Origin of the sequence: Paenibacillus sp. FSL W8-0919, from assembly GCF_038003785.1 — a bacterium.
Classification (GTDB): Bacteria; Bacillota; Bacilli; order Paenibacillales; family Paenibacillaceae; genus Paenibacillus_AQ; species Paenibacillus_AQ lactis.
The window spans coordinates 136,694-153,672 of record NZ_JBBOPV010000001.1 but is presented as its reverse complement, the minus strand read 5'-3'; the positions used below and the strand labels follow the sequence as shown (position 1 = coordinate 153,672).

General features: G+C 50.2%; 15 protein-coding genes. 7 read left to right on the top strand and 8 right to left on the bottom strand.

The genetic code is table 11. The features are described from left to right. Positions 1-321: 321 nt before the first annotated feature. The 4 genes from NST44_RS00610 (at position 322) to NST44_RS00595 (ending at position 5,959) form a co-directional block, all read left to right on the top strand. A complete protein-coding gene (locus NST44_RS00610) occupies positions 322-1,278 on the top strand; it encodes a helix-turn-helix transcriptional regulator (protein ID WP_210095629.1) in 957 nt (318 codons plus the stop codon). A 198-nt stretch (positions 1,279-1,476) separates the two neighbouring features. After that, positions 1,477-3,309, top strand: a complete 1,833-nt coding sequence (locus NST44_RS00605; protein WP_340897314.1) for an ABC transporter ATP-binding protein — start codon at positions 1,477-1,479, stop codon at positions 3,307-3,309. Beyond that, positions 3,278-5,026 carry an ABC transporter ATP-binding protein gene (locus tag NST44_RS00600; protein ID WP_340897313.1) on the top strand — a complete coding sequence of 583 codons (1,749 nt, stop codon included), beginning with the start codon at positions 3,278-3,280 and terminating at the stop codon, positions 5,024-5,026. The genes NST44_RS00605 and NST44_RS00600 overlap by 32 nt, the downstream gene beginning before the upstream one ends. 69 nt (positions 5,027-5,095) lie before the next feature. After that, positions 5,096-5,959: an alpha/beta fold hydrolase gene (locus NST44_RS00595; protein ID WP_028404462.1), complete on the top strand. Its 864-nt coding sequence runs from the start codon at positions 5,096-5,098 to the stop codon at positions 5,957-5,959. Positions 5,960-6,064: 105 nt separating this feature from the next. Here the strand turns inward: NST44_RS00595 and NST44_RS00590 are convergent, their stop codons facing one another. The 4 genes from NST44_RS00590 to NST44_RS00575 all read right to left on the bottom strand — a co-directional run bounded on the left by NST44_RS00590 (position 6,065) and on the right by NST44_RS00575 (position 10,081). Continuing rightward, positions 6,065-6,475 (bottom strand): VOC family protein, encoded by a 411-nt coding sequence (locus NST44_RS00590; protein WP_051425059.1) that lies wholly within the window; start codon positions 6,473-6,475, stop codon positions 6,065-6,067. Between the two features lie 340 nt (positions 6,476-6,815). Beyond that, positions 6,816-8,192, bottom strand: coding sequence for a Na+/H+ antiporter NhaC (gene nhaC / locus NST44_RS00585; RefSeq protein ID WP_210095633.1), 1,377 nt, complete (start codon positions 8,190-8,192; stop codon positions 6,816-6,818). 225 nt (positions 8,193-8,417) lie between these two features. Further along, a complete protein-coding gene (locus NST44_RS00580) occupies positions 8,418-9,068 on the bottom strand; it encodes a nitroreductase family protein (RefSeq protein WP_340897310.1) in 651 nt (216 codons plus the stop codon). Between the two features lie 29 nt (positions 9,069-9,097). Next, positions 9,098-10,081 carry a DMT family transporter gene (locus tag NST44_RS00575; RefSeq protein WP_340897308.1) on the bottom strand — a complete coding sequence of 328 codons (984 nt, stop codon included), beginning with the start codon at positions 10,079-10,081 and terminating at the stop codon, positions 9,098-9,100. Between the two features lie 205 nt (positions 10,082-10,286). Here NST44_RS00575 and NST44_RS00570 point away from each other — a divergent pair, with 205 nt between their 5' ends. Continuing rightward, positions 10,287-11,627 (top strand): aminotransferase-like domain-containing protein, encoded by a 1,341-nt coding sequence (locus NST44_RS00570; protein ID WP_340897306.1) that lies wholly within the window; start codon positions 10,287-10,289, stop codon positions 11,625-11,627. Positions 11,628-11,694: 67 nt separating this feature from the next. Then, the gene (locus tag NST44_RS00565) at positions 11,695-12,402 is read left to right on the top strand and encodes a DNA alkylation repair protein (protein WP_340901393.1); all 708 of its coding nucleotides are present in this window, start codon (positions 11,695-11,697) and stop codon (positions 12,400-12,402) included. A 152-nt stretch (positions 12,403-12,554) separates the two neighbouring features. On the opposite strand, the gene NST44_RS00560 is transcribed toward NST44_RS00565, so the two are convergent. From NST44_RS00560 to NST44_RS00545, 4 genes are all read right to left on the bottom strand, one after another. After that, positions 12,555-12,737 carry a hypothetical protein gene (locus tag NST44_RS00560; protein WP_144871863.1) on the bottom strand — a complete coding sequence of 61 codons (183 nt, stop codon included), beginning with the start codon at positions 12,735-12,737 and terminating at the stop codon, positions 12,555-12,557. Continuing rightward, the gene (locus tag NST44_RS00555) at positions 12,718-13,878 is read right to left on the bottom strand and encodes a hypothetical protein (protein ID WP_210095636.1); all 1,161 of its coding nucleotides are present in this window, start codon (positions 13,876-13,878) and stop codon (positions 12,718-12,720) included. The genes NST44_RS00560 and NST44_RS00555 overlap by 20 nt, the downstream gene beginning before the upstream one ends. A gap of 51 nt (positions 13,879-13,929) precedes the next feature. Continuing rightward, positions 13,930-15,183 carry an MBOAT family O-acyltransferase gene (locus tag NST44_RS00550; RefSeq protein WP_340897302.1) on the bottom strand — a complete coding sequence of 418 codons (1,254 nt, stop codon included), beginning with the start codon at positions 15,181-15,183 and terminating at the stop codon, positions 13,930-13,932. A gap of 398 nt (positions 15,184-15,581) precedes the next feature. After that, entirely contained in the window at positions 15,582-15,977 is a 396-nt protein-coding gene (locus NST44_RS00545) for a winged helix-turn-helix transcriptional regulator (RefSeq protein ID WP_007131046.1), read from the bottom strand. A gap of 209 nt (positions 15,978-16,186) precedes the next feature. Here NST44_RS00545 and NST44_RS00540 point away from each other — a divergent pair, with 209 nt between their 5' ends. Beyond that, the gene (locus NST44_RS00540) at positions 16,187-16,765 is read left to right on the top strand and encodes an NAD(P)H oxidoreductase (protein ID WP_340901392.1); all 579 of its coding nucleotides are present in this window, start codon (positions 16,187-16,189) and stop codon (positions 16,763-16,765) included. The last annotated feature ends 214 nt before the right edge of the window (positions 16,766-16,979 follow it).

Below are 16,979 nucleotides of genomic sequence, written 5' to 3'. Positions count from 1 at the left end.
CCCCCTTAAATTTATTATTTCACATATGTAATATAACACTAGTGAAATATAAGTTCAATAACGGGTTCTATGGAGGCGCGTACGGCTGGTCAGAGTTGACCAACAGCACATTCGAAAGGGGAGGCACTCATCTTGTAGACTTGTACCGATCTCATGTGGGAAGAGTTATTGGTCTTTTTTTAGAAAAGGCGATATTTCTGGGAAACATTATTTTATAATTTAGACATCATCATCGAGGTGCTAATGATGCTACAAAAGTATATTTATAAATTTTGCAAAATCCTGAATTAACAATTTTTTGCGAAACGGGGTAGGAACAAAATGGCAGATTTCCATCATAACTTTCATTTGTTTTTCGACGAATTCGGGCTGCGGCAGCAAAGTACAAAGGGGTCGGAAATGACGATGAATACGCCGATCGGAGATGGAAGCATTCGTCGACTCGTTCCTCGCCCCGATCTCGAGATCGTGTTTGAAGAGCTGATGTTCCATGGCGATTTTCTCATGCCGCTAGCCACAACAACGCCAATGGTTGAGCTTCACTATTGTTTGCAAGGAACGAGGGTTATTCATGTCGAACGAAATCAGTACGAATTTGTTCCCGGGACGTGTGCGCTTCAACTCATCGACGAAGGGAAAGCGCTGTTTGAATTTACCGGAAATCAGCCTTATCAGGCACTATCAGTCGGGATTCCCGTTTCGACCTTCCATCATTACATGGAGGATATCTCGGGTGCCAGGCATCTTCATTTTTCCAGCCTTCTCGGGAGAAAGCCTTTCCGCCTTTTTGATGAGCCCATCGATCCCGCGTCTGCCGTAATTATTAAACGCTTGTCTCAGTCTGTGCAAACAGGCAGCATGAAGAACCTGGAGCTGGAGTGCAATGTGCTGGAGCTCCTGTCATCGGCCTTTCAGTCATTTCTTACCGAGCCGAAGACTCCGAGACTATCTAGCATTGAAAGGCAAAAAATACAGCGGGCGCGCGATATTATGTTGGAACGAATGGCGAATCCCCCCTCGCTGGTCGAACTGTCCCGTATGATTGGCCTGAACGATAACAAATTAAAAGTTGGCTTTAAAGAACTATACGGAACGACCGTATTTGGTTATTTGAGGGAAAAACGACTGGAAAAAGCCTTTCTCCTTTTGCAGCAAGGAGACTTGAATGTGACTGAAACGTCGCTTTCGGTAGGCTACTCCAACCCCAGTTACTTTACTGAGGCATTTCGGGAAAAGTACGGCGTAAATCCCGGAAACCTGCTTAGACGTTCATTTTGATTTGTAGCATTGGAAATCATGAACAATTGTTTTATGGAAAGGCTGTTCTTCGGAGCGGTCTTTTTGTTTTGGACCGATGGCTCCCTGTGACCGCGAAAATACTCCGTCTACTGGTAGAGAAGGAATCGATTCGACTGTACGCTAAGGATTATGGAGTTTGTTTAAATACAATAAAACTCGAAAGGTCGAGGGAGAGCTATGACAAATAAAAAGGGGATAGCCAGACTGCTGGAAATCGCCGGAGAGAAGCGCGGACTGATGATCGTCTCCGGCCTGTTATCTTCGCTTAGTGCCATTTGTATGCTGGTGCCTTACGCTTCCGTCTATTTCATTTTGAAAGAGTTGTTGGAGCACGCGGCGTCCCCGGCTTTGGCTGACGGAGCGAAGATGATCCGCTTTGGCGTTATCGCTTTGCTCGGCTTCGCAGTCGGCTTGATTACGATGTACGCAGGGGGAATGGCTTCGCATATCGCCGCTTTCCGTATTCTTTACGGTCTCAGGATCAAGCTTTCCGGCCATATCGGCAAGCTTCCGCTCGGATGGCTGACCGGCAAATCGACGGGAGCCGTCAAGAAAACGCTGGAACAAAGCGTAGAGAAAGTGGAGACGTTCATTGCTCACCAGTTACCTGATCTCGTACATGTTGCCGTGACCACGCTTCTGATGATTGCCGTGATGTTCACGCTGAATGTTTGGCTGGCGATTGCTTGCATCGTGCCGATTGTTCTCGGTTTCGCGGTTCAGATCGCGCTCATAAGCGGGTCGGAGACGAAAGAAAACCTCAAGCGGTGCTATGATTCACTGGAACGGATGAATGCTTCTGCCGTCCAATATGTGCGGGGGATGCCTGCCGTCAAGGTGTTCGGACAAACCGTACAATCTTTTCGCCAGTTTCACCAGGACATGATTCGTTACCGCGACTATGGCGTGAAATTAACGGATCAGTTTCAATACGGATCTTTAATTTTCAAGGTGATTCTTGGCTCGTTAGCCGCGTTTATTCTGCCTGTCGGCGTGTTTTTGTTAAGCCGCGATCCGGGCAGCGTCGCTTTCGCCTCTGTTCTGTTGTTTTTCCTGGTCATGGCACCGGGCATATCCGCCCCGATGTTTAAAATCATGTTCCTGGCCGAAACGATCAGGGATATTAACGAGGGCGTGGAGCGCATCGATCGCATATTGGCGGAGCCGCATGTGCCGGAGCCCGAGCATCCGAGACGGCCGACTTCATTCGATGTTACATTCGATCGCGTCTTTTTTTCGTATGGATCGGAGCATGCGGATACCGATGCGCTTGCGGACATTTCCTTTACCGCCCGCCAAGGGGAAGTGACGGCGCTCGTCGGTCCGTCAGGAGCGGGCAAATCAACCATCGCCAACCTGGTGCCTCGTTTCTGGAATGTGAACACGGGATCGATTCGCATCGGCGATGTGGATATCCGCGAAATAGCGACCCCTGATCTGATGAACACCGTTGCATTCGTGTTTCAGGAATCCTTTTTGTTTTACGATACCGTGTACAATAATATCGCGATCGGACGGCCGGACGCGCCGCCGGAAGATGTGTACGCCGCAGCGAAGGCGGCGCAGTGCCATGCATTCATCGAGGACCTTCCGCTTGGGTATGACACGCTGATTGGAGAAGGAGGCGTTTATTTGTCCGGCGGGGAGGAACAGCGGATCGCCGTGGCTAGAGCGATCCTGAAAAACGCCCCCATCCTTGTGCTTGATGAAGCGACGGCGTTTGCCGACCCGGAGAACGAGCATGAGATGCAGCTGGCGTTGAAAACGTTGATGAAAAACAAGACGGTCATCGTCATCGCGCATCGCCTGTCCACCATTCGGGATGCAGAACAAATTCTCGTCATGGACAGCGGGAGAATCGTCGAGCGGGGAAGGCATGAAGCGCTCCTCTCGGCGGGCGGCCTGTACGGACGCATGTGGAATTCCTATCGTCAAGCGGCAGCTTGGCATATGGGCAAAGGGGAGGTGGACGCTGAACATGAACATGCTGCGCAACATTACGGCGGATAATCCGCGCTCGCTCGTCAAACCTGTTTTTTACACGACGATTGCCAACCTGGCGGGGATCATTCCTTTTGCGCTGTTGGTGGAAGCGGCGAGATTGATCTTTAACCCGTTTGTCCATCCCGATATCCCGCTGGATACGGCACGACTCTGGTGGGTGTGCGGTGGGCTGGCGGCTTCGCTCGTTCTCTTGTTTGTCTGCGAAATTCCTGCTTATCGTGCCCAATACCGCGACGCATATGGTGCGGCGGCGGACGGACGGTCTCGGCTGGCCGAGCATTTGCGCAAGCTGTCTCTGGGATACCTGAACAAGCGGGATCCGGGTGATCTGGCCAATATGATAACGGGCGATTTTGCGATGTTGGAGCACGGCATCTCCCATTTGGTTCCGCAGATGATCGGGGCCGCCGTCATGCCGGTTCTGGCCTTGATCGGCCTGTCTTTCCTCGACTGGCGCCTCGCGCTTTCCCTGTTCGCGGCGATGCCTTTGGCCATCCTGCTGGTGTTCTTGACGTCCGGCATCCAGCGCAAACTCGGCTCGCAGCATATGCGGGCCAAGATCGATGCCGGAGGCCGGCTGCAAGAATACTTGAACGGTATCCGGGTGATCAAAGCCTATAACTTGACAGGAGAACGTTTTGTCCGGCTTGAAAGCTCATTCAGGGAATTGATGCGGCAGAGCATCCGCCTCGAAGGGATCGTGGGGCCCATTGTACTGAGCGCGATTGCCTGTATTCGTGGCGGTCTAACCCTGATGGTCATGGCTGGTGTTCATCTGCTGCTCGGCGGAAGCCTGGATGTCATCACATTCGTAGCGTTCCTGATCATCGGAACCCGAATCTTCGATCCGTTGATGACAGCGCTCGCCGGTTATGCGGAGCTTCGCTATCTCGAGCAGGCGGGCGGACGCATCGTGCAGCTTTTGCGGGAGCCCGTCATGCAAGGAGAGCGGCAGCCCCCTGCAAATCATGATGTCGAATTGAAGCAAGTTACGTTTGGCTACATGGATCAGCAGGTTCTCCGGGACGTGAGCCTAAGCATGCCGGCTGGTTCCTTTACCGCATTGGTCGGCCCTTCGGGCAGCGGCAAAAGTACGATTCTTCGGCTCATTGCCCGTTTTTACGACCCGGATAAGGGAACGGTGATGATGGGCGGGGAGGACATTCGTGCTATGGACCCGGAAGCATTGCTTCACAAAGTATCGATGGTGTTTCAAGATGTATACCTATTTCAGGATACGATCGCAGGCAATATCCGGTTCGGCCGAAAGGACGCAACGCGTGAGGAAATCGAGGAAGCAGCGCGGCTTGCTTGTTGTCACGATTTTATCCTGAAGCTGCCACAAGGTTACGACACGATGGTAGGTGAGGGAGGAAGCACATTGTCGGGAGGTGAAAAACAGCGGATTTCCATTGCCAGGGCGATGCTGAAAAATGCGCCGATCATTCTCCTCGATGAAGCAACGGCTTCTCTCGATCCCGAGAACGAAGCCGAGATTCAAAAAGCAATCGATCGTCTTGTTCGAGGCCGAACCGTCATCGTCGTTGCTCATCGGCTTAAGACCGTGCAGCATGCCGACCGGATTGTTGTAATGGATCATGGGCAGATCGTGGAGCAGGGCCGCCATGATGAATTGCTTTCGTCGAATGGCCTGTATGCCCGGTTATGGAGTCGGCAGCATTCGCCCCAGCAACCAGATATATTCCCTGACCACCGTCCTTAAGCTAACGGGCAGTGATGGTGAGGAAGCACGCGGTTTCTAAATTTATGAATGAGCATGGAGGCTGAGCATATGAGGGATTATACCGTGATGTTGAATGATGGCAGAAAACTTGGATGTGCAGAGTATGGTCAAATTGATGGTGAAGCGGTCTTTGTATTCCATGGAACGCCGGGGGCACGCTACCAAATCTACGCTGCCCGGCTGGAATCTATTGCACAAGAAGGCCCAGTTCCGTTGCGAATTTTCGTACCAGAACGACCTGGGTACGGGTTATCGGATGCAAAAGCGGGAAGAACACTGGATGATTGGTGCCAGGATTTTGAAGCTTTGGCTGATGAAATTGGTGTTAAGCGGTTTTCTATTGTCGGGATTTCCGGGGGGGCGCCTTTTGCTCTTGCCTGTACGTATAGAATGCCAACACGCGTTCGGAAAACGGCCGTTATTTGTGGAATGGGTCCTATCGATATCCTTGGTCAAGAGGGGCTCTGTCTCTTTACGGAAGAAAAGGTTTGCCTTCAGGGTCCTGAATTCACCCGGGCATATATAACTAAGCTAGCAAATATGGTCAATGCTAACCCAGACCGCTTCACGGAATATTATATCGATAACCTTCCAGAATTGGATCGAAAATTAATTTCGGACGACCTGGTTCCCGTTCTTAAGCAATCCGGTATCGAAGCAACTCGGCAAGTGGACGGAATGGTAGATGATTATGTGATTTTTGGTCAACCATGGAACATCCCACTGCAAAAAATACGCGTGCCCGTTGCGTTCTGGCATAGCGAAGACGATCATGTTGTCCCGATTCGGTATGCGGATTACCTAGCATCTATCATCCCGAACGCGAAACTGAGGCGGATGCAAGACTATGATCACTTTGGGTCGTTTTTAGCCGCACAACCTGAGCTTTATGACTTTTTAACTTTAGATTGATGTGACTTAGCCCTTTATTTCTACAGAAATAAAGGGCTAAGTCAATTGGCGTAGAGGAGGCTTGTTCGATTCTAGGGTCTTCCAATATTGAATGAGAGGAGGTATTCAGTCATTAACCATAACATCCCATGCTACACCAAACTTATCCCTAAGATGACCAAAATAATCTCCCCATGGTTGATCTGCAATCGGATATATTATAGTTCCCCCTTCGCTTAATGCCGCAAATAAGCGGTCAGCTTCTTCCCGGGATTTTGGATTAAGACTTATGGTTACATTCGGGATCAAATCCCAGTGCATGGGCTCCTTAGTATCGCTTGCCATTAATATACTTTCACCTAAATCTAGACCCATATTTAAAATAAGATTTTTGTCTTCATCCGGTAATTCTTTGTCACTCATATCCTGATAGCGTACAATTGGTCCTGCCAAATCAACCTTCAAGGCATCTTTATAAAACAACATAGCTTCCTCTGCTTGACCATTAAATTTCAAATACACGTTTAACTTTATCATCGAACATCCCCCCTTCTTTTTAATCCCTTTAATTATAGCGTTTCAAATATCTGCATATTTCTTCTCGATTGCTGAAGTATCCTTTTTCTTTATTCCCTCCACACTCATTTTCATGCAAACCAATAGATTTGCCCGCCGGCCAGCGGCACCTATAATGTCAACAAACTAATCTTCTCCCCCATCGGCAATGAATCAAAGCCGTTTGAGCACGCAGCGCTTATCCAGTGAGCCATACTCGGAATCCTGCGAATATGGAAGGGAGCTATACCCGCATAGCTCATAATAAAAAAGGCCTTGTATCCTAATTGATAGGGTACAAGACCAGAGTTGAAGCTTGATATCACTTACTTTCTCCCAGCGAGTTTCGTTGTAATTGCGGAATCAAGGCAAAGGCGAACGTGAATATCGGACTTAACCATAGGAATGCAGCGAACGGGGTATATTCTAGTACCGGAACGCCAAGGGTGGCAGCGAAGAAAGCTCCGCTGACGCCCCATGGAATCAGAGGGTTGACGAGGGTTCCGCAATCCTCCAAGGTTCGTGACAGGGTTTTGGCCGGTATTTGTCTGCGGGTATACTCATCCTTAAACATTTGGCCCGGCAGCAGGATGGATAAATACTGCTCCCCTGTCATGCCGTTAACGGCGATCGATGATGCGCCCGTCATAAGAACAATGCTGCTGCGCCGTTTCAGCGGCTCAATCCATTTACGGAACAAGGCTTCGATGACTCCGCAGTGCTGCAGCAAGCCGCCTAATGATAAGGCGATCAGGATCAGGGACACCGACCCCATCATCGATTGCAGGCCGCCACGATTCACGATCTGAGCTACAGTCTCATTCACGATGCTACTCTTGTAACCGCCCTGCATCACGCTAAACCAGCTGCTTATCGTGGTTTGCTGTTGAACGAATGCCGTTATCAATAGTCCGGTAACGATGCCTGCTATTAGTGTAGGAAGGATCGGTATACGCTTTGCCGAGCATACAATGACCGCAAGGGGTGACAGCAGCGTTAACCAGTGAAGATGAAACCCGTCTTGCAGCGACTCCTTGATGGGCTGAATAGAGCTCAAATCCATAGACCCGGTCGTCGGGATCAGAAGAAATAATATCGTTGTGATGATTAACGCAGGTACCGTGGTATACATCATATTACGAATATGGGTAAACAAAGAGATGCCGGCCACGGCAGGCGCAAAATTCGTCGTATCGGACAGCGGAGACATTTTATCCCCAAAACAGGCACCCGAGACGATGGCCCCCGCTGCCAAAGGAAGCGAAATTCCCGTCGTCATGGCAATTCCCATCAAGGCGACGCCGACCGTGCTGACCGTGGTGAACGAGCTGCCGGTGAACATCGATACAATGATCGTCACATATAACGCGCTCACTGCAAAATAATGCGGTTCGATATAATCCAAGCCGTAATACAGTATGGTCGGCACGGTTCCGCTCATCATCCACACGGCAATTAATATGCCAATAAGCGAAAGGATCAAGATCGGCATAATCGCGGATTGAATGCCTTGTATGATAGAGGATTCAAGCTTCTTCCAGGAGAATCCGTATAGGCGTAATATGGCGGCAGTGCCGATCGTTGCGCCCAGAAGCGGGATATGAGGCTCCGCCTTGAATATAAAGATCGAAACAAACAGAAATGCTAGAATGAAAGCGATAAGAATGATGCTTTGTACAAAACCAAGCTGTCGTTCCATGATGCTGGAGCTCCTTATACATGAGGTTAGCGGCTTGAAGACATGGATCCCCATCCGCTCTTTTTTGCTTTTTTGCTTTTATGCTTTTTGGCTTTTTTGCATTGAAGCACGTAGGTACTATAAACGATAAGATGAGATCGAGTCAATGTTATAAAAATACATTCCATAAGAAAAAGCCGGGTTTCCCAGCTGTACTGAGAAACTTGGCTTTTCTGCTCTGGCATACTACACCTGGAATCCGAACCCATTCCAATGAATCTTCTCTTCGACCGGCAGTCTTACGGAAGGCCGAGCCGGCTCTGCTGCCTTGCCGATGGCAACGAGCATGACCGGCACGTACCGGTCAGGAATCGCGAAGGCCTCGATCAGTTTGTCCGGATTAAAGCCGCTCATCGGACAAGAGTCCAGTCCCATCGCTTTTGCGGCAAGCATCAGCTGCATGGCGGCAAGCGAGGCATTGGAGAAGGCCTGATCCCGCGCCCAGTTAGGTTTGTTCGTATAGGCTCCCTGGATTTGCAGGATCAGATTTGCCTTTATCTCCGGAGATAACCGACCTGCCTGCACATCCGCTTCGAATATGCTCTCCGCATTCCGGTCGGCTTGCAAATCTCCGAGGATCGCCACGGTCGCCGATGCTTCGGCGACCTGCTGTTGTCCGTTCGCAATACCAAGGAGGATGTCCTTGCTCGCTTGATCCGTAACGACGAGGAAATGCCAATGCTGCAGATTCCAGGCGGAAGGTGCTTGCGAAGCGATTCGGAGCAGTTCTTTGATTTCGTCTTCGCTCATCCGATAAGTGCGGTCATAACGCTTTACGGCATGCCTTTCTTTTGCTACGGTCAAAAAATCCTGCTTGCTATCGAGGTTTACGTTCATTTTCGATACACTCCCTTTATTAGTATAGGTCAAACGACATTATTCTTTGGCATGCTTTGCTCCGTATCCCGGAGCACTGCTGCCGCTTTGGGCTTTGGTCTCACATTCGTTCCAATGACGCCCGCGACAATGAGTACCGAACCGATAAGATGATAGACGGTCACGGCCTCTCCGAGTAAAAACGCTCCGGCTGCGATGGAGATGACGGTGGACAGATTGGAAAATACGCTGATCTTCGAAGCCTCGAGCTTGGAGAGCGCATAGCTGGACGAGAAGGCCGTTACCAGCGATGCCAGAATGCCGAGATACAAGATAGCCCAGATAAAATCCGGATTGGCCAGCGGTGTGAAGATTTGATTCATCGTTCCGTTGGCCGCATGATCCAACAGCGACGCCAGCCAAAAGGTCACGCACCCGATCGTCATCATGAAGCTGGTCACTTCGGGCGGCGTGAACGTACGCAGCAGGAAGCGCGATAGTACGGTATACCCTGCGGATACGAGACAAGAGAGGAACAGCAGCAGCACTCCGGCCGCATTCGTAAGATCCATGCTTGAGCCTTGCATGACAAAGATCAGCACCACCCCGAATACGGACAGCAGAATGGAGAGCTTTTGCCGCAGCGTCGTGGACTCCTTCAGAAAAAATCCCGCGAGCATGGCGGTTAGGATCGGCGTGACGGCAAAAATGATGCCGCCTTCGGCAGAGGATGCATGCTTCAGACCGAAAGCCTGCAAGGTGAAGAACCCCAGCGGATACATCAAAGCCAACAGAAGCAGCCTCGGCCATGGTTTGCCCTTGAGTGAAAGGCGAAACACGCCTGTGGCAACCAGTACCACAATTGCCGCAAAGGACAAGGTGAAGCGAAGCGCCAAGGTGTCGATTGCGCTTGCGTACGCCAGGGCGACCTTCGTATACATAAAAGATAACCCGATGATGGATGCGTAGATGAGAACGGCTAAATACGCAAAGGCGCGATCTCGTCGCGACTTGTTGGATCGCATGGATGACATGGATAAAACCTCCTATTAGCGAATGGTTGATGAAGCTTGCAATTGAAATCGTAAGGGATTCCTGATCATGCAACAATGCGAAAAATCCCTAACTGTATCGGTACAGTTAGGGCCAGCTGTTATGGTGTGGGGGCGCTTTTTTCGGTATAGTATGGTTTAAGAAGAAACTCGGACTGATCTAAGGGCGTGGGGAGCGAGGCAAATCATGAACAAATATTCGGTGATCCTGGCGGATATCGAACAAAAGCATGCTGCTGGCGAGCTGCGACCGGGACAGAAGCTGCCATCCGTACGTCAAGCGGCCGAAATCTACGGCTGCAGCGTCAGTACGGTGATTCGGGCCTATGCGGAGCTGGAGAAGCGCCATTTCATCTACTCGATTCCGCAGAGTGGTTATTATGTGGTGCAGGATGAAGAGAGAGAAACCGATATGAATCACGGGATCATTGATTTTGCTTCTTCTTCGCCCGATTTGAATGTGTTTCCTTACCGGGATTTCCAACATTGCTTGAACAAGGCAATCGACACGTATAAATACCATCTGTTTACCTATGGGGATCCGGAAGGCCTGGGGGCTTTGCGCGAAACGCTTGTGAAGCATCTTGCTGCGGACCAGGTGTTTGCCAAGGCCGGGCAGATTGTGGTAACCTCAGGCATCCAGCAGGCGCTTCACACCTTAGCGGGGATGCCGTTCCCGAGCGGCAAGCCGGCCATCCTGGTGGAGCAGCCGAGTTATAATAAGTATTTGGATTTTCTTGAGGCGGAAGGGTTGCCGGTGAAGACCATCGCCCGCACCGCGGACGGCATCGATCTGCAGCAGCTAGAGGAGATATTCCGCAGCGGCGATATTAAATGCTTCTACACGATGTCAAGGCATCATAACCCGCTTGGCACATCATATAGCGACAGGGAGAAGAAGGCGATTGCCCGTCTGGCCGCCAAGCACGACGTGTATGTGATCGAAGACGACTACATGGCGGATTTGGGTGATCGGCGCGGGTTTGACCCGATTTTTGCGTATGACCGGAGCGGGTATGTGGTGTATTTGAAAAGCTTCTCGAAAATCATTTTTCCGGGACTGCGGATCGGCGCCGTGGTGCTGCCTGAGTCGCTTGCAGCCAGCTTTCACAAGGCTAACCATTTAAACGGTGCTGCACTGCTCTCTCAGGCTGCGCTTGATATCTACATGAAGAACGGTATGTATGATAGGCACAGGGATAAGATCCATCGGCAGTATGAATCGAGGATGAGGACCTTACATGATGCGGTGAACAGGTATAACGAACCGGGACTGCTCGAAGTGGCGGAAGTCCGATCAGGCATATATACGCAGTTCAAAATGCCGCAGGCGGTCAATCTGGAGCGGGTGGTGGAACGACTGCAGAAACGGGGCGTGCTCGTGTTGAGCGGGAAGCTGTTTTACCTGTCGGACTATCGTCAAAGGGAGAAGTTTTTGCGAATCAGCATCTCCCGGGCCCGCCCGGAGCAGATTCATGAAGGCGTGCAAGCCGTGATTGAGGAAGTCAAGCGGGGAATGAATGTGTAAGGCAATCGAATTTTGCGAAAATAATGGTAAGTAAATACAACTAAACTTTTGACGGGAGTGTGCGATGATGAATTTCGAAACGGTGATGCAGGAGCTTGAAGCGCTCGGCAAGGAACGGCTCAAGAAAATGTATATGTCCAATGGTGCGCGCGAACCGCTGTTCGGCGTGGCGACAGGCGCGATGAAGCCCATGGCCAAGCAAATTAAAGTCAATCAGCCTTTGGCCGAGGAGCTTTACGCGACAGGAAATTACGACGCCATGTACTTTGCCGGCATCATTGCAGATCCGAAAGCGATGACCGCGGCGGATTTTGAGCGCTGGATCGAGGGGGCGTATTTCTATATGCTGTCCGATTACGTGGTTGCGGTCACCCTGGCGGAAGCCGATATTGCGCAAGAGGTTGCCGATCAATGGATTGCAAGCGGCGATGAGCTGCGAATGTCAGCAGGATGGAGCTGTTATTGCTGGCTCTTGGGCAGCCGGCCGGACACCCAGTTTGACGAAAGCAAACTCGCGAGCATGCTGGAGAGGGTGGAACAGACGATTCACGAATCTCCTGAACGCACGAAAGCCTCGATGAATAACTTTATGTACACCGTAGGGGTATCCTATCTGCCGCTCCACGATAAGGCAGTCGAGACCGCCAAGGCCGTAGGCCCGGTTGAAATTAAACGGGATAACAAAAAGAGCAGCATCGTTAACGCTTCCGAAAGCATTCAGAAGGCGGTTGACAAAAATCAGGTTGGATTCAAACGCAAATATGTAAGATGTTAAACCGTCCGGGGTGGACGAGCCTCAGAGCGAAAAGTCCGTATCGGACACCGCGGCGGGCGAAATTGCAAAACGGCATGCAGGACTGAAAAGTCAGCCATTGCATGCCGTTTTTTTATGCGAGGATTTTGCAAAATCCTGTTACGCATCAGATATTAGAAGTTCATATAAATAAATTCCTGCGTTTCTCCGGAAAAAAAGATAATACCAAGCACGACGGCGATCAGGACGACGGCTCCGCCAAGCGCCAGGCCGACCATGATCAGCGCCCGTACGACACGATCCGTAAGGCTGCGGGCTTTCGCTTCCGCCGATGCGCTATGGGGCTGCAATTCCATAATTCTTCATCCTCGTATACAAGATTTCGCCAAACCGGTGACTCCCTTGGTCGATCAGATGAGCCGGGTCGCGATAATATTCATGCGGAATGGTGTTGATCGGTTCTTGATTAAATTCGATAAAGGGGTAGCCTCTTGATTCTACCAGCTTCTGATAGGCGCCCATCGCTTCCGTATACTCGCTCCAATGGAACAGCTTCTTGTCAGCGATATGCTCTTTATCGAGCGGAGCGGAATAGAATACGGCTTGCTTCTGATGCTCCTCCAGCAGATCAAGCGTTTGCTCGATCATGAACAGCCCGAAGCTGTGATCTGGATCGAAAGGCTTATTCCAACGATAGAGCTCTTCGTAGTGCTGGTCGATGCCTTCCTGCTGAGCGTCATTCATGTTGTCATAAGCGGTATACATCGGCGTATAGCTTTCTTCGATCCCTTTTCTTTCATTTTCGTTCTTTTGAACCTCCTGGCGGATTTTCTCCATCGGCGTACGGGTCTTGAACAGACGGTAGCTGATCGCGTCGCGGTCATGATAGAGGGTCCATTGATTCAGGAGGCGGGACGTCACCCAATTGTGGGCATTACTCGGAAGCGACTCGCGGTTTTTGTCCGGGAAATCAGCAAGCCAGCTGCGCGGGATCGGCTGTCCCAGCTTCTCCACCAGCGACGGGTAGACAACAACGTTCGGCTCGTTATCCGACACGACGACGATCCCATAGTTGATCTCAAAGACAACATAATCAACCTTATCGATCATGGAGGCGAGCAGCGCGTAGGTCTCCGTAAATCTTCCTCCGGAAATTCCAAGGTTGATCACACGGCTGTCCTTCAAATGAGCCTGAAGGACGCCGGCCGAGGTATTCTCCCCTTTTCTTACGGTCGTGCCGAAGAGCGTGGAGGGTCCGAACATGCCGATTACCCTGGTGCCGTCATCCAGGTGCTTCTTCAAATATTCGACCCATAACGGCGTATAGACAATGGCATCATAGGTCGGAACGCGCAGCTCTTTCTCCGCGTATGTCACGACTTCTTGTCTCATTTCTTCGACCGCTTGATTCGCCCGAATGCTCAATCCGAGCAATCCGATCAAGGCAAAGGAGATCATCATGACAAACACGGTTTTATTAAGAATGAATTTAGGCAAGACAGCTTACACTTCCATTTCCATCCATATTCATATTCGAGTATCGACAACTTATCGCATGCCAAGCAGCCGGAGCATTAAATCCCATCCGTCTGCGATCGGCAATATGAAAAATACGCGGCTGATCGTCACCCCGAAGAATGTAAACAATATCGCGACCGTGACGGTTGCCGGCTTCAGCCATTTCGGAACGGGTTTTAAAGCAGGCTTCAGCTTCTTTACATAAAAGCGGTGCGCGCACAACATCACGCCGTGGAACATGCCCCAGACCACGAAATTCCAGGCGGCTCCGTGCCATAGACCCGAGACGGTCATCGTAGCCATCAGGTTGAAGTAAACCCGGGGAGCAGAGACGCGGCTTCCCCCGAGGGGAAAGTATACATAGCGGGTCAGCCATGATCCGAGCGAGATATGCCAGCGATTCCAGAACTCGGCGATGCTGCGGGCCAGATAAGGGAAGCGGAAGTTCTCCGGGAGGACGATGCCGAACAAGCGGGCGGTCCCGATGGCAATGTCCGAATAGCCGGAAAAGTCAAAATAGATGACGAACGTATAGGCGATCAGCGAAATCCAGAGTCCTCCGGTATCTGCTCCGGCGATGCCGGATGCCGAATAGACAGGCTGCGCCAGGATATCAATCGATCCGGCGAGGACAAGCTTTTTGAACAGGCCGATCCCGATCCGAATGACGCCGGTCAGCAAGTGGTCCACGTGAAATCTCGCTGTTAGCTGTGAATGAAACGTCTGAAATTGCTTGATAGGGCCAGCCACCATCGTCGGGAAGAAGAAAATGAACGACAACAGACCCTCTGGCCGATGCCCAGGCAGCGTTCCGCGTTTGCGTTCAACCAAGTAATGAATCAGCTCGAACGTAAAGTAGGAAATGCCGAGCGGGAGCACGATCTGCTCTGCCTTAGGCAAGAAGGGCTGATGAATAAAACCAAATAGATTATGTAACGTATCCAGCATCATATTCGTGTACTTGAAATAGCCAAGGACCAGAATGGCGGTAAGGATACCTGCGGGATAAATCCATCGCCTGCCCCATGTCGCTTCAGATTTCACGACAATAATCGCGATGACAACTTCCGCAAGCAACAGGAACAGGTAAGCACCTGCAAAATTGTAGTAAAAAGCGACGCCTGAGGCAAACAGCACCCAAGGTCTGACACGTTGCGGCACGAGGTGGTACGTGACGACAGCCACGAGCACAAACAGCCAGTAAAACCAATCCGTATACATCATAATTTTTCCGTATCCACCATCCAAGCCGTCAAAAATACGTAATTTTATACCCTTGTTCATGTTACACGATCCACAAGTCGAAGCCTATGGAAATTTTATGAACAAGCTTCATATATTGACGAATGATACATCAAAGTGAAAGACTCAGGCTATGAAGGCTTCGTGAGCTAACCGCCACCTGGGTATTTACGGGGGCAGTTAATACGAAGTGCGGCAGCCGTCTTGCCAATTTCCTATCAGAGGCCGTTACAAGATGATGCCTTGAGGAAAGCACAGCACATAGAGTAGACGGATCCATTTCAATAAAAGTTGCAGCCGGATGTGGGTCAAGAGAATCGTCTACAAAGGTTGTTTGTGAAAAAAACCTGCCTTTAAACCGGCAGGTTATTCTTTCGTTACGTAATATCAAGTATCAAGAAGTCCCAGTTTTTCATGGCTCGGAGAGTACACTTAAAGGCTTATTTCTCCTCCGTACGGCAGCCTTGGAATTCCTCCAAAACCTTGGATTTGTCTCCGTACATCTTATCCAGGTGATCCTCTCCCCAATAGCATAACAGGTCCAGCGCGGGCTTTAATCCCCAGCCGTAAGGCGTTAGCTCATACTCCACTTTAGGCGGAACCTCGTTATATACCTTCCGTGTCACGATCTCATCCTTTTCCAGGCCTCTGAGCTGGGTGGTCAGCATTTTTTGAGTAATGCCGGGCATTAACCGGCGAAGCTCAGATGTACGTTTCCGCCCTGTCATCAGATGGTAGATGATTAAAGGCTTCCATTTCCCTCCCATGACCTCTAAAGCCGCTTCCACACCGACTTGATATTTCTTTTGAGCACTGTTGTTCACCGGTTCCGTCATCTCTCCATCCTCCAATCCCGTTTATCCATTGCTCAGGCCAAGATTCAAGGGATTCCCCTAGGGAACTTCCGTGTTCCTATGGCACATGTATCTTCCTATAGCACATCAAAGTGCGTACTTCCGGATCATTTTCCTACTGTTTATAATAACAGCAGCCATAGGTCATGGCTACAAATCAGCTGCTGAAGAAAGGTAGTGAAGATATAAGCATGAGAGTACTAACCGTTGTTTCCCACCCAAGAAAAGATTCCTTGACCTTTAAGGTTGCCGATCGTTTCGTACAAGGTCTTGCCGAGGCTGGCCATGACTATGAGATATTGGATTTGCACGGGATTGGTTTTGATCCTGTCCTTAAAGGCGCAGATGAACCCGATTGGTCCGCTTCGGTCCAGACCTTTTCCCCTGAAGTGGAAACGGAAATAAGGCGGCTGAAGGAGCATGATGCGTTGGCATTGATTTTCCCCGTTTGGTGGTGGCATCTGCCGGCAATGCTAAAGGGGTATATTGACCGTGTATGGAACAATGGGTTTGCATACGGTGCGAACAACCTTCATCACCAGCATGCCTTGTGGATTGGTTTGGCAGGCGTTTCGGAAGAACAGATGAACAAACGCAGATATGGTGAAATGATTACCCACCTGCTGAATGTGGGAATTGCAGGTTATTGCGGTATTTCCAATTCAAAGGTTGAATTCTTATATGAGACTCTGGAATCCGAGCCTGCTCATTACGACATGCTGCTGGACCAAGCTTATCGCTTAGGTTTGAATTATGGCAAGGATCATTAAGCTCAGCAGTTCCTTCTATATGACGTAGAAGGGACTGTTTTTTTATAAATGGAATACTAGCACTGAAGTTGAGTTTTCTGTAATGGGTGTTAATGTTATGGCTAACGATCCGTGGCTTTGTGTGAAATTTTATAAAAAAATGGTTGGGTTCTTTCATCGTTCATCTCGCATGCAGAAGGTAAACTGGAATGTATGAGTGTTAAATTGGTGGACT